At 37.4% G+C, this 18,426-nt stretch carries 19 protein-coding genes and 2 tRNA genes; 5 read left to right on the plus strand and 16 right to left on the minus strand.

Annotation, left to right across the window (positions count from 1 at the left end):
- Complete coding sequence (locus D5J18_RS00920; RefSeq protein WP_119057143.1) at positions 1-801, minus strand: hypothetical protein; 801 nt, start codon at positions 799-801, stop codon at positions 1-3.
- A gap of 77 nt (positions 802-878) precedes the next feature.
- Here D5J18_RS00920 and aroC point away from each other — a divergent pair, with 77 nt between their 5' ends.
- Both aroC and radA read left to right on the plus strand, forming a co-directional pair.
- A complete protein-coding gene (gene aroC, locus D5J18_RS00925) occupies positions 879-1,937 on the plus strand; it encodes a chorismate synthase (protein ID WP_119057144.1) in 1,059 nt (352 codons plus the stop codon).
- A gap of 67 nt (positions 1,938-2,004) precedes the next feature.
- Positions 2,005-3,360 carry a DNA repair protein RadA gene (gene radA, locus D5J18_RS00930; RefSeq protein ID WP_119057145.1) on the plus strand — a complete coding sequence of 452 codons (1,356 nt, stop codon included), beginning with the start codon at positions 2,005-2,007 and terminating at the stop codon, positions 3,358-3,360.
- Here radA and D5J18_RS00935 read toward each other — a convergent pair.
- Complete coding sequence (locus D5J18_RS00935; RefSeq protein WP_260377351.1) at positions 3,357-3,635, minus strand: hypothetical protein; 279 nt, start codon at positions 3,633-3,635, stop codon at positions 3,357-3,359. The genes radA and D5J18_RS00935 overlap by 4 nt on opposite strands.
- Before the next feature lie 141 nt (positions 3,636-3,776).
- On the opposite strand from D5J18_RS00935, the gene lepA reads away from it, so the two are divergent.
- Complete coding sequence (gene lepA / locus D5J18_RS00940; protein WP_119057147.1) at positions 3,777-5,573, plus strand: translation elongation factor 4; 1,797 nt, start codon at positions 3,777-3,779, stop codon at positions 5,571-5,573.
- Positions 5,574-5,591: 18 nt separating this feature from the next.
- Here the strand turns inward: lepA and D5J18_RS00945 are convergent, their stop codons facing one another.
- Complete coding sequence (locus D5J18_RS00945) at positions 5,592-6,134, minus strand: type 1 glutamine amidotransferase domain-containing protein (protein WP_119057148.1); 543 nt, start codon at positions 6,132-6,134, stop codon at positions 5,592-5,594.
- Between the two features lie 153 nt (positions 6,135-6,287).
- Here D5J18_RS00945 and D5J18_RS00950 point away from each other — a divergent pair.
- Positions 6,288-6,371, plus strand: a tRNA-Leu gene (locus D5J18_RS00950).
- A 245-nt stretch (positions 6,372-6,616) separates the two neighbouring features.
- On the opposite strand, the gene D5J18_RS00955 is transcribed toward D5J18_RS00950, so the two are convergent.
- The 3 genes from D5J18_RS00955 to tsaE are packed head-to-tail and all read right to left on the minus strand — an operon-like array spanning position 6,617 to position 8,606.
- Positions 6,617-7,003, minus strand: coding sequence for a DUF4258 domain-containing protein (locus tag D5J18_RS00955; RefSeq protein WP_119057149.1), 387 nt, complete (start codon positions 7,001-7,003; stop codon positions 6,617-6,619).
- Positions 7,000-8,202, minus strand: a complete 1,203-nt coding sequence (locus D5J18_RS00960; RefSeq protein WP_119057150.1) for an alanine dehydrogenase — start codon at positions 8,200-8,202, stop codon at positions 7,000-7,002. The genes D5J18_RS00955 and D5J18_RS00960 overlap by 4 nt, the downstream gene beginning before the upstream one ends.
- Positions 8,199-8,606: a tRNA (adenosine(37)-N6)-threonylcarbamoyltransferase complex ATPase subunit type 1 TsaE gene (tsaE, locus tag D5J18_RS00965; RefSeq protein WP_119057151.1), complete on the minus strand. Its 408-nt coding sequence runs from the start codon at positions 8,604-8,606 to the stop codon at positions 8,199-8,201. Before tsaE ends, D5J18_RS00960 begins: the two co-directional genes overlap by 4 nt.
- A 191-nt stretch (positions 8,607-8,797) precedes the next feature.
- On the opposite strand from tsaE, the gene D5J18_RS00970 reads away from it, so the two are divergent.
- Positions 8,798-9,334, plus strand: a complete 537-nt coding sequence (locus tag D5J18_RS00970) for a ferritin (protein ID WP_119057152.1) — start codon at positions 8,798-8,800, stop codon at positions 9,332-9,334.
- Positions 9,335-9,406: 72 nt separating this feature from the next.
- Here the strand turns inward: D5J18_RS00970 and D5J18_RS00975 are convergent.
- The 10 genes from D5J18_RS00975 to D5J18_RS01020 form a co-directional block, all read right to left on the minus strand.
- A tRNA-Cys gene (locus tag D5J18_RS00975) sits at positions 9,407-9,477 on the minus strand.
- A gap of 100 nt (positions 9,478-9,577) precedes the next feature.
- Positions 9,578-10,429: a rhomboid family protein gene (locus D5J18_RS00980; RefSeq protein ID WP_119057153.1), complete on the minus strand. Its 852-nt coding sequence runs from the start codon at positions 10,427-10,429 to the stop codon at positions 9,578-9,580.
- Complete coding sequence (locus D5J18_RS00985; RefSeq protein ID WP_119057154.1) at positions 10,420-11,133, minus strand: rhomboid family intramembrane serine protease; 714 nt, start codon at positions 11,131-11,133, stop codon at positions 10,420-10,422. Before D5J18_RS00985 ends, D5J18_RS00980 begins: the two co-directional genes overlap by 10 nt.
- On the minus strand, positions 11,134-12,933 hold the full coding sequence (mutL, locus tag D5J18_RS00990) for a DNA mismatch repair endonuclease MutL (RefSeq protein WP_119057155.1): 1,800 nt from the start codon (positions 12,931-12,933) through the stop codon (positions 11,134-11,136).
- Complete coding sequence (locus D5J18_RS00995; RefSeq protein WP_133298083.1) at positions 12,926-13,294, minus strand: hypothetical protein; 369 nt, start codon at positions 13,292-13,294, stop codon at positions 12,926-12,928. The genes mutL and D5J18_RS00995 overlap by 8 nt, the downstream gene beginning before the upstream one ends.
- 154 nt (positions 13,295-13,448) lie before the next feature.
- Entirely contained in the window at positions 13,449-14,765 is a 1,317-nt protein-coding gene (locus D5J18_RS01000; RefSeq protein WP_119057157.1) for an FAD-dependent oxidoreductase, read from the minus strand.
- A 242-nt stretch (positions 14,766-15,007) separates the two neighbouring features.
- Positions 15,008-15,148 carry a hypothetical protein gene (locus tag D5J18_RS08760; protein ID WP_165844934.1) on the minus strand — a complete coding sequence of 47 codons (141 nt, stop codon included), beginning with the start codon at positions 15,146-15,148 and terminating at the stop codon, positions 15,008-15,010.
- 3 nt (positions 15,149-15,151) lie between these two features.
- Positions 15,152-16,621, minus strand: coding sequence for a cysteine--tRNA ligase (gene cysS, locus D5J18_RS01010; protein ID WP_119057159.1), 1,470 nt, complete (start codon positions 16,619-16,621; stop codon positions 15,152-15,154).
- 19 nt (positions 16,622-16,640) lie between these two features.
- Positions 16,641-17,318: a GTP cyclohydrolase I FolE gene (gene folE / locus D5J18_RS01015; RefSeq protein WP_119057160.1), complete on the minus strand. Its 678-nt coding sequence runs from the start codon at positions 17,316-17,318 to the stop codon at positions 16,641-16,643.
- 13 nt (positions 17,319-17,331) lie between these two features.
- On the minus strand, positions 17,332-18,261 hold the full coding sequence (locus D5J18_RS01020) for a PfkB family carbohydrate kinase (protein ID WP_119057161.1): 930 nt from the start codon (positions 18,259-18,261) through the stop codon (positions 17,332-17,334).
- Positions 18,262-18,426 lie beyond the last annotated feature (165 nt).

An 18,426-nucleotide genomic window follows, 5' to 3' on the forward strand; every position in this document is an offset into this window, starting at 1 on the left:
TTATTTTTTATTCAATTCTAAAACTTGCTTTTCACCTGCGTTATTGAACTTTTCAAACATGATTTTGCCGTCAAAAAAATAAGCTACGGCACTTGAGCCATCATAAAACTTCACTTGGTATATTTCTGAATTTTGAGTAGGGAACAGCCTAGCAAAAAGACTTTGATTTACCATATCTTTCAGTAGAAAAATTTCATCTCTTTCTTCCAATCGATAATCTCTAAATCCGTCGGAATAAACGGTGATATCACCCGCTGTCGCTTCTTGTTTTGCAGAAGAATTTACTCTTTTTTCTTTACTATTTGGCTGAATTTTCTGCGCAGGAATCAACTTTTCAGCTTTGATGACTTTTTGAGCCAAGTTTGAATCTTTTTTTTGGATGGCAGAGTAAGCTTTCCCGTTGTAATTGCCCACCTCTCCCAAGGCATTTTTTATTGCATCTAGGTAACCTTTTCTTAGATCTTTGATATTGGTTTTCCCATCAAAAGAGCTGACGAGTTGGTCTCTACAATCTCTAAATTCAATTTTGATTTTGGTTTTAAACCAAGAACTTTCATCTTTGAGGTCTACAAAAATTATTTCGCAGGGAGCGTTGAGCAGCTCTTCAATTTGTTTATTCTCAGAAATAATTTTGAAGTTTTTTTGCCTCAGCAAATACTGAACGTAATGATTTGCTTGATATTGATTAGCCTCAAGAGCCGAAAACTTTACAGGCACACGTACATAAGCAAAATCTTCAACCTCTTGAGCAAAAGAAAAAGATGAAAGCGCAGCAAATAGAAAAACGATAAATGTTTTCATTAGGTTTAAAATTTTTCTAAAGTTAATAAAAGTTGTGATGTTCTAACTATTTTTGCGAATAAGAAATTATTTAAACCATGTTTCATCCTTTCGGGAAATTGTATCAGCTCACTACTTTTGGCGAAAGTCACGGAGCTGCGTTAGGTGGCATCATTACTGGTTGCCCAGCAAATCAATTGCTAGATTTAGAAAAAATTCAGTATGAATTGTCGCGGCGAAAACCTGGGCAATCTTCGATTGTAACACAACGTAAAGAAGCTGATGAAGTAGAGTTTCTCAGTGGAATTTTTGAAGGGAAAACAACGGGAACTCCCATCGGATTTATTATCAGAAATCAAAATCAAAAAAGTCAAGACTATAGTCATAATGTAGATGCCTTTCGCCCCTCCCACGCCGACTTCACGTATTACAAAAAGTATGGCATCAGAGACTACCGTGGAGGCGGACGTTCCTCTGCTCGAGAAACCGCCAATTGGGTCGTGGGTGGAGCAGTAGCAAAGCAAATGTTGCCACAGATTTCTATTCAAGCCTATGTTTCTTCCGTAGGCGAAATTTTTTTGGAGAAGCCTTATCAGGCACTGGATTTGATGAAAACGGAAGAAAATATAGTACGTTGCCCTGATGAAAATACCGCACAGCAAATGATCGACTACATTAAGCAAGTGAGAAAAGAAGGTGATACCGTTGGCGGAACGGTAACTTGTGTGATAAAAAATGCTCCTGTGGGCTGGGGTGAGCCAGTTTTTGATAAACTCCACGCACGCTTGGGGCAGGCGATGCTTAGCATCAATGCGGTGAAAGGATTTGAATACGGTAGCGGATTCTGCGGGAGCAAAATGCGTGGAAGTGAGCACAATGATTTATTTAACCCTGACGGAACAACTCAAACGAACCTTTCAGGTGGTGTGCAAGGTGGAATTTCTAATGGAATGGATATTTACTTTCGAGTCGCCTTTAAGCCTGTTGCTACTTTGATGCAGACTCAACTGACGATAAATCAGAAAGGAGAAAAAGTAGAAATGCAAGGCAAAGGGCGGCATGACCCGTGTGTGGTTCCTCGAGCGGTACCGATTGTAGAAGCGTTGAGCGCCATGGTTTTATTAGATTTTAAATTAATTCATCAGGCTTTTCAGTAAATTTTTTTAAGCCTTAAAAAAAATAAAAAAAATTAAGCCTTAAAAAAAATCTCTCTACTTTCGTGAAATGGCAAAATCTAAAACACAATACTATTGTCAAAATTGCGGGGCTCAATTCCCGAAGTGGATGGGCAAATGCAGCAATTGTGGCGAATGGAATACTATAGCAGAAGAAGTTGTTTCTAAAAACGAACCCGATAAACCTTGGCGAAGTCAAAATGATAAAAATCCAGTTTTATTCAATATTCAAGATATTCCTGCTGGGCAAGAGACTAGAATTATTACTCAAAATCAAGAATTAAACCGAGTATTGGGCGGAGGATTGGTGTTGGGTTCTGTCATTTTATTAGGCGGAGAGCCTGGCATCGGAAAATCCACACTGCTGCTACAAGTGGCGTTGCAATTCAATGATTTAAAGGTTTTGTACGTATCAGGAGAAGAAAGTGCTTCGCAAATTAAATTACGGGCGGAACGCTTGGGCATTGAAACCGATTCTTGCTTTGTCTTGACGGAAACTCAGACGCATAAAATATTCAAAAAAGCAAAAGAGATTCAGCCACATTTACTTATCATTGATTCAGTACAAACTCTTCAAAGTCAACTGGTAGAATCATCTCCAGGAAGCGTTTCGCAGATTCGGGAAAGCACATCAGAACTAATTCATTTTGCGAAAGAAACCAACGTGCCAGTAGTTTTAGTCGGTCACATTACTAAAGAGGGGTCAATTGCTGGACCTAAAGTTTTGGAACATATGGTGGATGTCGTTTTGCAGTTTGAAGGCGAAAGAAATCATTTATATCGCCTTTTGCGAGCACAGAAGAACCGCTTTGGTTCTACAGCGGAATTAGGGATTTTCGAAATGCAAGGCAATGGTTTGAGGGAAGTTAGCAACCCCTCAGAAGTGCTCATTAGTGCCAAAGATCACACACTGAGCGGCAATGCCATAGCTGCTACGATGGAGGGCATCCGCCCTATGCTGATAGAAATTCAAGCCTTGGTCAGTACGGCGGTTTATGGTACGCCACAGCGTTCTACCACGGGATTTGATATTAAACGTCTCAATATGCTTTTGGCTGTTTTAGAAAAAAGAGCTGGATTTCAATTGGGTGCCAAAGATGTCTTCTTGAATATTACAGGAGGAATACGCGTGGATGACCCTGCTATAGATTTAGCTGTAATTTGTGCCATTTTGTCTTCGTATGAAAATCAAGCATTGCCAGATAATTGCTGTTTTGCAGCAGAGGTGGGATTGAGCGGAGAAATTCGCCCAGTCAATCGGGTGGAGCAAAGGGTTTTAGAAGCAGAAAAACTAGGCTATGATGTTATTTTTATTTCCAAATATAACAAAATTAATCCAGGAGATTTTCAGATACGAGTAGAGTTATTGGGAACGGTGGGTGATTTGTACCGATTAATGTTTTAAAGATACTTTAAAAAGCACCAAAAACTTCTCCCTCTCAGGTAATTCAAATCTAATTCATTACCGTAAGCCTCCTTTTCAAACGAAATTTGATGATAAGCAGCATCCGCATCACCTATTCTTACCCAGTGAATTATGAACTCTATGCCGTACCAAAGGTAAAAAGGCAAAACGCCCATTTCTACCTGCTGGCGCAAATGGATTTTCTCATGGTTTATAAGGCTTTGGTTGAACTTGTAAGTCTTTTTCCCTATAAAAATAAAAGGAAAAATCGCCATGGCAGCAAATTTTTTGTGAAATAAACCTGCAGTTATAATAATCATAAGACAAAGATACTTAAGTTTTTTCTCAAAAATTTTTTAAGCCTTAAAAAAAATAATATTACGAATATTTCCTATTTTTGCCCTCTAGGAATAATTATGAAGAACATTCGCAACTTTTGTATCATCGCCCATATAGACCACGGCAAAAGCACCTTGGCAGATAGGCTTTTGTCTCATACCCAATCGGTTACCGATCGTGAAATGAAAGAGCAATTGCTCGACGATATGGATTTAGAACGCGAACGCGGAATTACCATCAAATCGCATGCAATTCAAATGAATTATGAATACAAAGGCGAAACCTATACACTAAATTTAATTGATACGCCTGGGCACGTGGATTTTTCTTACGAAGTTTCACGTTCGATTGCAGCTTGTGAAGGTGCTCTGTTGATAGTCGATGCCGCACAAAGCATTCAAGCACAGACGATTTCAAATCTTTACCTGGCTTTGGAGCATGATTTAGAAATTATTCCGATTTTAAATAAAATTGACTTACCCAGCGCAAATCCCGAGGAGGTTTCAGATGATATCATCGATTTGTTAGGTTGCGAGAAAGAAGACATCATCCGAGCAAGTGGTAAAACAGGACTTGGCGTAGAGGATATTTTGTCTGCAATCATCGAAAAAATCCCAGCTCCTGAAGGCGATCCTGATGCGCCCTTGCAAGCCTTGATTTTTGACTCCGTTTACAATCCGTTTCGTGGTGTAGAAGCTTTCTTTAAAGTTGTAAATGGTCAAATCCATTCGGGGCAAGCAGTGAAATTTATGCAAACGGGGAAGAAGTATGAGGCCGATGAAATAGGAACATTGAAGCTAACGCAAGTTCCCAAAGAAGTCATCAAAACAGGAGATGTGGGCTACATCATTTCTGGGATTAAAACTGCGGTGGACGTGAAGGTGGGTGATACGATAACTTCAATAGAAAACCCAGCCGATAAACCAATTGGTGGATTTGAGGAAGTGAAACCAATGGTATTTGCGGGAATTTACCCTGTAGATACTGAAGATTATGAGGAATTAACCTATAGTTTAGAAAAATTACAACTCAACGATGCTTCTTTGACTTTTCAGAAAGAAAGCTCTGCGGCTTTGGGCTTTGGTTTCCGCTGTGGTTTCTTGGGGATGCTTCATCTAGAAATTATTCAAGAAAGACTGGAACGTGAATTTGATATGACGGTGATAACTACAGTGCCTAACGTCTCTTATCACGCCTACACGACTAAAGAACCAAATGTTCCGATATTGGTTAACAACCCATCAGATTTGCCTGACCCATCAGGTTTAGACCGTGTGGAAGAACCTTACATCAAAGCCAGCATCATTACCAAAGCAGACTTTGTGGGAGCAGTAATGACGCTGTGTATCGAGAAACGAGGTGAAATTGTGAATCAAACTTACTTGACGACCGACCGCGTGGAATTAATCTTTGATATGCCTTTGGCAGAAGTAGTTTTTGATTTTTACGATCGTTTGAAGACGATTTCCAAAGGTTATGCCTCTTTTGACTATTCACCGATTGGTATGCGAGAATCTCACTTGGTGCGTTTGGATGTCTTAATCAACGCTGAACCAGTGGATGCGCTGTCAGCTTTAGTGCATAGAGATAATGCCTATGATATTGGCAAAAAAATGTGTGTGAAGCTGAAAGAATTGATACCAAGACAGATGTTTGACATACCTATTCAGGCAGCAGTTGGGGCAAAAATAATTGCACGAGAAACCATCAAAGCTTTACGAAAAGACGTCACAGCTAAATGCTACGGAGGAGACATCTCACGAAAACGTAAACTTCTAGAAAAACAGAAAAAGGGGAAAAAGAGAATGCGCCAAGTCGGACGTGTAGAAGTTCCTCAAAGCGCATTTATGGCCGTACTTAAATTGAATGATTAATCAAATTACTTAATTTGATTAATGCTTTCCCTCGGCGATTTCTTCAACCATTTTATCCAAAAAAGCAGGTAAATCCTTTGGAGTTCTGCTTGTAACTAAGCCATTGTCTACGACAACCTCTTCATCAACCCAGTGAGCACCAGCATTTTGTAAATCCACTTTAATAGAAGGGAACGAAGTTAGTTTCTTCCCCTCCACAGCCCCTGCATTGATGAGCGTTTGCGGACCGTGGCAAATCGCTGCAATAGGTTTTTTGTTGTCAGCAAAATCCTTTACAAATTGTACAGATTTTTCATTGTTTCTCAAAATATCAGGATTGATAACACCCCCAGGTAACACTAATGCATCATAATCACTGGCTTTCACAGCATCAATGACTTGATCTACTTTTATTTTTTTAGACCATTGGTGCTCTTTCATTCCTTGAATTTCTCCTGATTTTGTAGAAACAATATGAACCTCAGCTCCTTCCTGCTGAAGCCTGTGCAATGGCTCAAATAATTCAGACTCTTCGAAACCTTCATCAGTTAATATAGCTACTTTTTTATTCTGTAAACTCATAATTATCTTGTTTACTGCTAAATTCGCAAAAATTATTCCAAGATTTGATTTTGAAAATAAATTGGGAAACATCTGTTGGGAGTTTTTTTTCAATTTTTTCACCTATTTGAGTTTGAAATTAGAAAAAATATTGTATATTTGTCGCCCTGTTTTGCCCGAGTGGCGGAACTGGTAGACGCGCTGGATTCAAAATCCAGTGATAGCAATATCGTGCCGGTTCGATTCCGGCCTCGGGTACTTAAACCGTTGTTAATCATTTGATTTTCAACGGTTTTTTTTTAAAGGTTTAATAATCAAAAATAGTTAGTAAAAACATTTGTATCCCTGAAGTTATTCTTAACTTATTTGAAAATTGTAATTAGCTCTAACTCGTTCAATATTGTATTTAAACGATAGTCGACTCAATAAAATTTGATGTCTGAAGGATTTTTTATAAATCACAACGTGTTCATAATAAATTATTCTAACTAGCAATTACAAAATTATTCCTGTTCAATTTTTTGAATTTTGACATCATCTTGGCACTTCTCAACTTCGAGACGAAGCGGTATTAGTGAATCTTTGTAGTGAATTACAAAAAAACCGCAAGGTTCTTGACGAGGCTGACTAACAGAAAAATTAATCTGCCCGTTTCTAAAAACTTTTTGGTGAATAAAAGCAGTATCAATGTTTAAATCTTTCATGCTTTTCTCTGCTGCTGGAGAATAAGTTTTTTCACGAAAACGGATTTCAGATAAAACTCTTCCGTTGGGCAGGTAGTTATTGATGTATTGCGTGCAACTACTTCGCTGCCCAAAGAATAGAATCACAAGGAAAATTCCAGCTAAGCTACCAATACCAAAAAATTTGTACCGATCAACTTGCCTCATAGCATCAGTAAATTTAAATCGGTGAAATTTAAGTCAAACCAATCTGCCAATTCTTTATTGGTATGGCGACCTTTAAATAAGTAAATTCCTTTTCTCAAGCCTTTGTCATAGTGAATTAAATTTTCAAAACCGCCTTCTTTAGCCACTTGAATCAAGTAAGAAAGGAAAAAGTTACTCAGTGCTTTACTTGCTGTCCTTGCAAAACGTGACGGGATATTGGCAACGCCGTAATGAATGACCTCATGCTTCACCACAACTGGGTTTTCATGGGTTGTCACTTCACTGGTCTCAAAACAGCCTCCGCTGTCTATACACACATCAATGATGACTGCCCCTGGCTTCATTTTTTTCACCATATCCTCAGTCACAATGCTCAGTGCTCGGCAATCTCCCCAGATCGCCCCAATGGCTACATCACAGCGCATCAATGCTTTAGTGATTTCTTTGGGATCTAAAGTGCTGGTAGAAACACGAAAGTTTAAATGATCTTGTAGTGTTCGCAGTCGTGCTAAACTTCCGTCAAAAACTCGAACAGAAGCACCTAGCCCCAAACCTGCCTTAGCAGCATATTCGCCGACTGTTCCTGCGCCTAAAATGACAACTTCCGCTGGGCGAACACCAGTCACACCACCAAGTAAAATACCGTTTCCGCCATTGCTGGTTGAGAGTAATTCACTGGCTATAAGGAGAGAAGAAGTCCCAGAAATTTCTGCTTCTAAACGTTTAATGGCTAGATTGCCATGAGCATCTTCGTAGTATTCCATGCCGAGAGCGGTGATTTTCTTCTTGGCTAAATGCTCAAAATAATCTTTTTCTAGCGTATTGGGCAGCACAGAAGAAATCAAAATTGTTTCGGGCTTTAAGAAATCAATTTCTTTAATGGTGGGGGGTAAAACTTTCAAGACGATATGTTGCTGAAAAACCTCTTTCGTATCATAAGTTATTTTAGCTCCAGCTTCAGAGTATTGATTATCAGTATAATGCACCCCTTTGCCAGCGCAACTCTCCACGGTAATTTGATGCCCATGCCGCACCAAAACTTCTACCGCATCAGGAGTAAGGCAAATTCTATTTTCCTGATGATGAGTCTCGCGTGGTAGGCCGATACTGAACTTCCCATTGCGCAATGCTACTTCTAAAACTTCCTCTTGCGGTAGTAAATCTTCTTTATTGAAAGGGGTAAAAATAGGTTTGCTCATCTTTCTAAGTTTATGATACGTTTGGTATTTTCTGTCGCAATACTGACACAATGACACTCCTTTGGCAAAAGATTTTTAACTCTCTCAGGCCATTCAATGAAGCAAAAATTGCCAGAATAGAAATATTCTTCTGCTCCCATATCAAAGGCCTCTTCTTCGCTCTCAATTCGGTAAAAATCAAAATGAAAAACACGCCCATGATCAGTTTCGTATTCATTGACCAAAGAAAAAGTCGGGCTGTTGACAAGCTCTTGCCCCCCCATAGCTTCCACCAAATATTTGATAAATGTCGTTTTACCAGCGCCCATTTCGCCCTGAAATAAGATCACAGGAAATCGAAGCTGCTTGTGCAAAATCTGAGCAATTTCACGTAATTGATTTTCATTTGTAACTTCCCAACGCATGCTTTTACAAAAATAGTATTTTTTATTCCTTTTTGTCCTGATTTTTTTAAGGCTTTAAAAATTTATAGATAAATTAAGTTTTGTTTAAATTTTAAATAGAAAAAAATCATATGTTTTGTTAAAACACAGACCGATACTAAATTATGGTTTAAAAATTGCAATCATTTTTTTTATTAAAAAAACAAATTTTTATGAGTTATAAAAGAATTTCTGACGAGATGGAGAATTTGCTAAATAAGCAAGTAACGAAAGAAGCAGAAGCTGCACAAGTTTTTTTAGCGTATGGCTCTTGGGCAGATACGATGAGTTTCGGGGGTGTTGCTGAGTTTTTCTATAAACATGCAACCGAAGAACGCGACCACATGAAAAAGATTATCAGCTACATCAATACCCGAGGTGGGAAAACTAAAATAGAGGCAATTCCTGCACCACCAGCAAATCCTAAAAATTTAAAAGATTGCCTAGAAAAGGCTTTGGAGCACGAAATACAAAACTCGAAAGCGATTGATAGAATAGTTGATTTAGCTTTGGAAGAAAAGGATTGGGCTACTTTTAATTTTGCGCAATGGTTTGTAGAAGAGCAAATTGAGGAGGAAGCTTTAATCAATGATTTGATAGATAAGTATAACTTGGCTACAGAAGCTGATGAAAATAATGCTAATCTTTATGATTTAGATAAAGATTTAAAATCTGCTCCGCAGCATATTTCAACTCCGAGAGAGCACTAAAAAAGAGTGGAATTAAAATGAAAAATCAGACTTTCCCCGAAGTCTGATTTTTTTAAGGCTTTAAAAATTTTGAGGTTCCGAGCGGATTCGAACCGCTGTAGAAGGTTTTGCAGACCTCTGCCTAGCCACTCGGCCACGGAACCAAAGAAATACAAAGTTAAGAATAATTGTTGAATATGAAATTTTTTCTGAGAGAAATTTGTTCAAGCTTTGTTAATGTCAAAAAATGCTAAATTGAAATCTCTATCGATTTAATTTCCCTTGCTGAAAGAGAAATTCTTTTTCTTCTGCTGTGAGGCTGCTGTAGCCACTTCGGCTAATTTTATCAAGAATCGCATCGATTTTCTGTTGTTTGTTTACCTTTTGCTCGTTGTAGTCATAGTCGTTTCGTGGAGGTGAAGTAGACTTAGCCTGCTTAGAATGAGTTTTTAAAGAACTTTTGGGTTGGAAAATTTTTGTAAAGCCTTTAAAAATCCCATCAAAAATGTCATTCCCTTTTTCAAACTTTTTCATATAAAAATAGCCAAAAAGAGCTCCACCTAGATGTGCTATATTCCCGCCGACATTACTGGGTTGAATTAAAAATCCAAAAATTAAAAATCCTAAAGCTACGTGAATTAATTTAAAGCGGGTTTGAAAGAATAATAAACGAATCTGCAAATGTGGTTGATAGGCAGCCATGGCAAAAAATACGGAATAAATGGCTGCTGATGCACCCAATAGGCTATTGATTTTATCTGTTAACACACTGTAAATCAAGAATGAAACCCCTCCAGCGATACCGCCCAAGAAGTAAAACTTAGCAAAGTCTTTATCAGTGAAATTTTGATAGAAAAAAATTCCCATAAAGTAAAGCATGAGCATGTTAAAGAATAAATGAAAAAAATCAACATGCAAAAAGAAATAAGTAAAGATAGTCCAAGGTCTTGTGATGAAGTCATACTCAAGCGGAGGCAAAGCTAGCCAACCTAAATTTAATAGATTGAATAAACGTAAAATAGAGACTGAGATATACACGACGATATTGATGAAAATCAGGCGCGTTGCTAAATTTCCGTTGGTGTATTTGTATTTTAATTTATCTATTAATTCCATTGATGTAAATTCTTTTTCCAAATTCGTACTAAAATAAAACCAATTAGGGCTCCACCCAAATGTGCATAGTGTGCGACGTTGTCTCCAGGGTTGTTTGCAACGGCAAAATAAAGTTCAATGACAATATAAATGGGAATAAAATATTTAGCCTTGAGCGGAATTGGCGGAAAAATTAACATCAAAACGGCATTGGGAAAAAGCATTCCAAAAGCAACTAAAATCCCAAAAATTGCTCCTGATGCTCCCATCATGGGAATGCTGTAGATGATGCTTAAATCATCATATCTTTGGTCTACCATAAAAGGTTCTAAAGCTGCAATTTCATTTACTTGTGAGGCACTTAGGCCATGGTCTTCAATTAAACTTTGTGCTGAAATGTAATTGGTTAAATTGAATAATAAAAAGGCGCCTAAACCTGCCCCAAAGTACAGAATTATATATTTTTTGTCTCCCAAAATTTGTTCTACGTTTGAGCCAAACATATAAAGGGCAAACATATTGAAGAAAAAATGCATGAAATCCCCATGCATAAACATGTGCGACAATACTTGATGGCTTTTAAAATTGTCTGATAGCGGATAAAATGCGCCCAATAATATATCTAAATTAACAGTTTGTGTGGCCGCAAATACATATTTTGCTGCAAAAAATAAAACATTTAGAATCAATAAATTCTTTGTAATAGGAGCAATTCTTTGTAACATTTATTCTAATAATTTTTTTATAATTTCGGCGTCTAGCAAATGAAAATTTTTTTTACCAAAAGGGGAATATACAAAATCTTTCAGCTGAAAAAAATCATGACATAAATTGAGCATTTCCTCTGTGCTAAGTTCTGTGCCTTTGCGTAGTGCGGCAGCTTTTGCCATGAGTTTTGCTAGAGTTGTTTCAAATTGAATGCTTTCTTCTATATTCTCAGCATAGAAAAAAGCTTCAAAAATCTCTGGAATATGCTCTTGAGATATATCTGCTGGTATAGCGCTGACTAGCAGTGTTTTACCTTGAAAGGTGAAATCAAAACCAAAACGAAACCAAAGATTTTCCATTTCTTCAATTTTACTCTTTGCTTTGGTATCCACTTGTATTTCTACTGGGAAGAGCAGCTGTTGACTCAATGCGTTTTTATTTTTCAGTCCCGAGAGCTTTTGATACAAAATTGTTTGATGAACTCGATTTTGATCTAGAATAAATAATTTCCCCTGATGAAGTACGCAAATGTAACTTTTTTGCCATTGAAAGATTTTTTGATTTTCAAAGGCTTCGGAGGCGTCTTCGTAGTCAAAACTTTTTTGTTCGTTATTAATTTTTTGAAACTCTAAAAAATTATATTTTTTTGAATCGCCAAAACTTTTAGATTTAGAAGAAGAAAAACTCGGCGGAGCACTCCAATTTTTCTCTTCGAGAAAGGGATTATAATTTTTATTAACATCAATATTGGGTGTTGCAATTTCTTTTTCTTTATCTAGAATTGGAATCTCCCATTCGCCTTGCTCAAAATCTAAAGCAGGGGAGAGTTGAGACTGCCCAATTGCAAACCTAACGGCGGCACGCAACTGAGCGAAAATCGCAAATTCATCTTCAAATTTTACTTCCGTTTTAGTTGGGTGAATATTGATGTCAATTTTCTCTGATGGAATGTTCAGGAAAAGAAAATAAGAAGGATGATAGTTTTTAGGAATTAAATTTTCAAAGGCTTGTAAAATTGCCTTATGCAAATAACCGCTGCGGATGAAACGCTGATTGATGAAAAAGAATTGCTCTCCTCTACTTTTTTTGGCAATTTCTGGTTTAGCAATGAAACCCTCTATTTTCACCACATCTGTTTCCTCTTTCACTGGAATCAATTTGCCTTCCATTTTTTTACCAAAAACATGTAAAATACGTTGGGCGGAAGTGGTTGATGGCAAGTGAAAAATTTGTTCATCATTATGTTCTAGCTTAAACTCCAAGTCTGGATGCGCCAAAACCACATGATGAAATTCATCGATAATGTGCCGAAACTCTACCGCGTTACTTTTCAGGAAATTACGACGTGCCGGGACATTGAAAAATAGATTCTTCACGGCGATGCTTGCCCCTGTAGGTGTCACACAATGTTCTTGAGATTTTATCTCCCCACCCTGTATGTGAATTTCTGTGCCCAGCTCATCCTCGGGTATTTTGGTTTTCAATTCCACCTGAGCGATGGCAGCGATAGAAGCCAAGGCTTCTCCACGGAAGCCTTTAGTTAAAATTTTAAAAATATCTTCAGTCGAATGAATTTTGGAGGTAGCATGTCTTTCAAATGACATTCTCGCATCGGTTTCGCTCATGCCTTTGCCATTATCAATGACCTGAATCAGCTGTCTTCCCGCTTCTTTGATGATGACCTGAATTTGTGTGGCTCCAGCATCTATGGCATTTTCTATCAATTCTTTTATCACAGAGGCTGGTCGCTGCACCACCTCTCCTGCAGCAATTTGATTGGCAACATGAGGTGGCAATAGTTGAATTACATTACTCATTTCCCAAGAATTCTCCAAAATTAGGATTTGTAATCATCCACATGATAAAAACAAATAGCATAAGAATGGCAAAAATGATGAAGGTATTTCTGTTTATGGAGCGGTCGCTACGTTTGTTTTTGGCACGGAATGATTGTAAGTCAATTTTTGATTTCTCCCATTCTTCTTCAGTAGCATCATTCATAGCTTTGCGACGAGCTACATAGCGCTCTGCAAAACGAGAATCGCCAATGCGACGATTGACCAAATCGTGTGATTTAGTATCGTAAAATCGGGGAATGTATCTGAACTTACGTGATTCTATTTTTCTAAATAAACCTCCTATCATGACCCACAAAGATACAAAAACAAAACAAGTCAAAACTCTTTTATAATTTTTTTAAGCCTTAAAAAAAATCACAAAAGTCGTCTTCATTTTTTGAGACGACTTTTCTTTTAAATCTGGTGTCTAGTCCTAAAATAGCGTTACGGGTAATTAATTGTAAGCCTTTTCTGGTCTATCTATTTGTTACACTTTATCCAAACAAATCATTAAAAGCTTCTGCCATTGTAGGGTGCGTGTAAATCTGATTGGCCAAGACTTCGGCTTTTAAATCATTGTCCACCGCTGTTTTCACAATATTGATGAGTTCGTGAGCTTCGGCACAAAATAGCGTACAACCCAAAATTTTATTCGTTTTTTTATCTATAATTGCCTTCAAAAGTCCGTCGGTTTCTTGCAAAATTTTAGCTTTGGGGATGCTGTTAGCTGGCATTAATTTTACAATAACTTCATTTTTATTTTCAATCTCATTCTCTTTTTTACCAATGTGCGCATATGCTGGCGAGATGAAAACTGAAGTCGCAAAATCTTTACGCTGAGAGCGCTTCATATAATCGCCTCCAAAAAGCTGATTTTTCACCAAACGAAAATCATCTAAAGAAATGTACGTAAATTGCGGCCCACCATTGCAATCGCCCAATGCCCAAATGTTTTCAACAGAAGTTTTTAATTCATCGTTAACTTGAATGAAACCTCTTTCATTCAATTGAATATCAGTATTTCTCAATCCTAATTCTTCAGTATTCGGAACTCTGCCGATGGCTACCAAAACGGCATCTGCTAAGATTTCTTCGTTTTCGGTTTTAACTAAAACTTGCTCGTTTTGTGTGATAAATTCTTGCGTTTTTACTGAAGTTTTGATGCTTATATTTTTCTTGTCTAAAACCTCTTGAATGGCTTTTTTCATATCTGCATCTTCTCTGGGAAGAAACTCATCTCCAGCATCTAAAATTGTAACTGAACTACCGAAATCAGCAAACATAGAAGCAAATTCTAAACCGATAAATCCACCTCCTACGATGCAAAGTTTTTGTGGCAATTCGGTGAGTTGCATAATGCTGGTGCTGTCATAAATTTGCGGTAAATCTGCACCTTTTATCTCTAATTTTCTTGGCTTTGCACCTGTGTTAATGAATATTCTTTCAGGCAAATAAAGTTCTTTCCCGCTCTCAGTTGATACTTCAACAGTTTGATTATCAATGAATTTTGCTATTCCTGTAATAACTTTAGCATCAGATAAATCTTCCACTTTATCATAATTGGCTTTTCTCAATTTAGAAGTTAAATCATTGGTCATTTCCACTGCTTTTGGAAGTTGAATTTCTTTTCCGGCCTTGGTAATGAGTGATTTAGACGGAATACAGCCTACATTGATGCAAGTACCACCATACATTTTTGGCGATTTTTCTACGAGAATAACTTCTTCATTTTTATTTGCCAAAAAAGCCGCTAATGTTTTCCCTGCTTTTCCGAATCCTATGATTAAATTTTTTATTTCTTTTGGCTGCATACTTTCAATAATTTATTTTACTATTATAATTTTTAGCCGCAAGAACTCCCCAAATCATGCAGATTGGCCAAGTTAAAAAAACTCCGAATCCGAAAGTGATTATAAAAATAATAAGTGAAACGACAAACATAATAATTGCCCCTGATACCGTTGTATACAACAGGCCTAACGGACCAAACAAAATTGTTAATAATAACGATAAACCAATACTTTTTCTCTCTTTAATCATTTTTTTCTTTTAATTAATTTTCTCTTTTAAAAACAACATTTTTTTTATAATGAACCAACATTTGTGAGAGCAAACTACTGACGTCCAATGAATAGCCTAATTCAATTTTATGTTTTAAATCCTCTTCTTCAATTAATTGCTTGAATTCTTTCACTTTTTATAAACTAAAGTTTGTTCCATCTTTTCCGTCTTTTAATTGTATGCCAGCGTGTTTCAATTTATCTCTGATTTGGTCAGAAGTTATAAAATCCTTATTTGCTCGAGCTTGGTCTCTTAATTCAATCAAAAGTTCTACGGCTTGTGTCAATTTTTGATTCCCTGCTTCGTTCAAAATAGGTTTTAATCCCAAAACATCTTCAATGAATTCTTTCATTTTTGTTTTAAAAATCGCTTTATCCTGCTCATTGATTTTCAAGGCTCCCTCATTGATTTGATTGATTATTTTCACTGCTTCAAATAATTCTGCAATCAGCATCGGCGAATTAAAATCATCATCCATTTTTGCATAGCAAGCTTTAGTCCATTCTTGCAAATCAAATGTAGATTCTTCACTTACAGGCATTTCTGACATTCTTGTGTAAGTTGCCATTAAACGCTGATAGCCTTTTTCTGAGGCGAGCACTGCCTCGTTACTTAAGTCTAAAACGCTTCTGTAATGCGCCTGAAGCATGAAAAACCGTATGACCATCGGGTCAAAAGCTTTTTCAAAAAAGTTATTGTCTCCAGAAATCAATTCTCGGGGTAGGATCGTATTGCCTGTAGATTTAGACATTTTCTGCCCATTCATTGTCAGCATGTTTGTGTGCATCCAATAACGTACTGGGTTTTTCCCATAAGCGCCTTTTGCCTGAGCGATTTCACACTCGTGGTGTGGAAACTTCAAATCCATTCCCCCACCGTGAATATCAAAAGTTTCGCCTAAGTATTTAGTACTCATTACTGTACACTCTAAATGCCAGCCAGGGAAACCATTGCCCCAAGGCGAAGGCCAGCGCATAATGTGTTCTGGTGAAGCTTTTTTCCAAAGGGCAAAATCTTGTGAATTTTTTTTCTCTGCCTGCCCTTCCAGCGTACGTGTATTTGCTATTAAATCCTCTATATTTCTCTTGCTCAGCTCTCCATAATCATGGGTTTGATTGTATTTAATAACATCAAAATAAATAGAGCCGTTGCTTTCATAAGCCAAGCCTCTATCTATAATTCTTTTGATGATTTCTATTTGCTCAATCAAGTGCCCAGTTGCGGTGGGTTCTATGCTGGGTGGCTGAATATTAAAAAGTGCATTGACTTCATGAAAATCGGTAGTGTATTCTTGCACGATTTCCATTGGCTCAAGCTGTTCAATTCTTGCTTTTTTAGAAATTTTATCTTCTCCCTCATCAGCATCGCTTTCCAGATGCCCGACATCGGTAATGTTTCTCACATAACGAACTTTGTACCCCAAATGTTTCAAGTAACGAAAAACTAAATCAAACGAGAGAAAAGTTCTCATGTTCCCTAAATGCACGTTTGAATAAACCGTTGGCCCACACACGTACATACCTACAAAATTAGGATGAAGGGTTTCAAATTTTTCTTTCTCCCCTGAGTGGGAATTATAAATCTGTAAGTTATGTTTCTCTATCATTTTTTAAGGCTTTAAAAATTTATACATTAAACCTTGTCCCCATACCGATGTATTTCAAAAACTCTGCGCGTGTCGTCGGGTTGTTTCTAAAGGCTCCGCCGAGCTCCGCTGTCACCGTGCTACTTTCTATATCTTTAATTCCTCTGGAGTTGACACAAAGATGTTTCGCATCAATCACGCATGCTACATCATCGGTGCCCAGTGCTTCTTGCATTGCATGCACCACTTGCATCGTCAGGCGTTCTTGCACTTGGGGGCGGCGTGCATAGTAATTTACAATTCTATTTATTTTTGACAAACCAATGACTCGCCCTTTGCTCATATACGCCACGTGTGCTCTCCCTACGATGGGCAAAAAATGATGCTCACAGGTAGAATAGACGGTAATGTCTTTTTCTACCAACATTTGATTGTATTTGTATTTATTTTCAAACGTAGACATTTTCGGGCATCTCTCTGGGTTTAACCCGCCAAAGATTTCTTTCACATACATTTTTGCCACACGATGTGGTGTCCCCCTCAGGCTATCATCTCCCATATCCATCCCCAGCACATTCATGATTTCATAGAAATGTTTTTCTATTTTTTCTATTTTCTCATCATCATTCAAATCAAAAGCATCTGCTCTTAATGGCGTTTCATGATTTCCAGGAATATGCCCATCACCCATATCTTGGTATAATTCTTTTTCTTTCATTAATCCTTAATAATTATATAAAATTTTCTACATTTAAGTTGTAATGCGAAAGTTTCTTAAATTTTTTAATTCTTTCTGCAAGGTTTTCCTTGGTTACGCTAGCTAGCTTTTCTACACCGAATTTTTCTACCGTAAAAGATGCTAGGGCACAGCCAATGATAATTGCGTTTTTCATATTCTCAAAACTATAATCTTTTGTTTTGGCCAAATAGGCTGCAAAACCGCCAGCAAAAGTATCGCCTGCTCCCGTTGGGTCAAAAACCTCTTCTAAAGGAAGCGCTGGAGAGAAAAAGATTTCATCCTCATGGAAAAATAATGCGCCGTGCTCTCCTTTTTTTATAATTAAAAATTGAGGACCCATTTTTAAAATCGCTTTTGCAGCCTTTCTTAAACTATATTCGCCAGAAAGTTGCCGAGCTTCTTCATCATTTATCGCCAAAACGCTTACTTTTTTAATGACTTTTAGCAAATCATCCCAAGCCGAATCCATCCAAAAATTCATCGTATCCAGAACTACCAAACGGGGTTTTTCTACTTGATTCAAAACGGAATCTTGTACCAAAGGATGCAAATTACCCAACATCAGTACTTCTGGATTTCGCCAATTGGCAGGAACTTTGGGCTGAAACCCGCCCAAGGCGTTCAGCTCTGTAATCAGCGTATCTCGCGAGTTCATATCATTGTGGTATTGCCCTTTCCAGAAGAAAGTTTTTTCGCCTTCCTTTATTTCAATTCCGCTAATATCAATGCCTTTTTCTACCAAAAAATCCAAATTCTTCTGCGGAAAATCTTCTCCTACGACAGAAACTAAGACGTTTTCAACACCCAATAATGATGCTGCTAAACTAATGAATGTGCCGGCTCCGCCCAAAATTTTACCACTTTCGCCAAACGGGGTAATAATTTCATCAAAAGCAACCGATCCTACTGTTACTAAACTCATATCTAATTCTTAAGCTCACAAATATAGCTATTCTATCTGTGTTTTAGGAATTTTGAGAATACACTTCTTTCAAAAAAAATTCCCTTCTTTTTAGGGTTTAGTTAAATTTAGACAAAGTATTCACTTTCAATGCTTAATGAACGTAAATCACGCTTAAGCGACAGC

The sequence above is a fragment of the Candidatus Ornithobacterium hominis genome, from assembly GCF_900538215.1.
In the GTDB taxonomy this organism is placed as follows: domain Bacteria; phylum Bacteroidota; class Bacteroidia; order Flavobacteriales; family Weeksellaceae; genus Ornithobacterium; species Ornithobacterium hominis.

Bases quoted from the DNA above. Each gene is read 5' to 3' on its own strand.
- D5J18_RS00980 (WP_119057153.1), bottom strand. From the start codon at position 10,429: ATGGAATTAATAGATAAATTAAAATACAAATACACCAACGGAAATTTA.
- D5J18_RS00960 (WP_119057150.1), bottom strand. From the start codon at position 8,202: ATGAGCAAACCTATTTTTACCCCTTTCAATAAAGAAGATTTACTACCG.
- lepA (WP_119057147.1), top strand. From the start codon at position 3,777: ATGAAGAACATTCGCAACTTTTGTATCATCGCCCATATAGACCACGGC.
- aroC (WP_119057144.1), top strand. From the start codon at position 879: ATGTTTCATCCTTTCGGGAAATTGTATCAGCTCACTACTTTTGGCGAA.
- D5J18_RS00955 (WP_119057149.1), bottom strand. From the start codon at position 7,003: ATGAGGCAAGTTGATCGGTACAAATTTTTTGGTATTGGTAGCTTAGCT.
- D5J18_RS00985 (WP_119057154.1), bottom strand. From the start codon at position 11,133: ATGTTACAAAGAATTGCTCCTATTACAAAGAATTTATTGATTCTAAAT.
- radA (WP_119057145.1), top strand. From the start codon at position 2,005: ATGGCAAAATCTAAAACACAATACTATTGTCAAAATTGCGGGGCTCAA.
- D5J18_RS00945 (WP_119057148.1), bottom strand. From the start codon at position 6,134: ATGAGTTTACAGAATAAAAAAGTAGCTATATTAACTGATGAAGGTTTC.
- tsaE (WP_119057151.1), bottom strand. From the start codon at position 8,606: ATGCGTTGGGAAGTTACAAATGAAAATCAATTACGTGAAATTGCTCAG.
- D5J18_RS00970 (WP_119057152.1), top strand. From the start codon at position 8,798: ATGAGTTATAAAAGAATTTCTGACGAGATGGAGAATTTGCTAAATAAG.
- D5J18_RS00920 (WP_119057143.1), bottom strand. From the start codon at position 801: ATGAAAACATTTATCGTTTTTCTATTTGCTGCGCTTTCATCTTTTTCT.
- D5J18_RS01000 (WP_119057157.1), bottom strand. From the start codon at position 14,765: ATGCAGCCAAAAGAAATAAAAAATTTAATCATAGGATTCGGAAAAGCA.
- mutL (WP_119057155.1), bottom strand. From the start codon at position 12,933: ATGAGTAATGTAATTCAACTATTGCCACCTCATGTTGCCAATCAAATT.
- folE (WP_119057160.1), bottom strand. From the start codon at position 17,318: ATGAAAGAAAAAGAATTATACCAAGATATGGGTGATGGGCATATTCCT.
- cysS (WP_119057159.1), bottom strand. From the start codon at position 16,621: ATGATAGAGAAACATAACTTACAGATTTATAATTCCCACTCAGGGGAG.
- D5J18_RS00935 (WP_260377351.1), bottom strand. From the start codon at position 3,635: ATGGCGATTTTTCCTTTTATTTTTATAGGGAAAAAGACTTACAAGTTC.
- D5J18_RS01020 (WP_119057161.1), bottom strand. From the start codon at position 18,261: ATGAGTTTAGTAACAGTAGGATCGGTTGCTTTTGATGAAATTATTACC.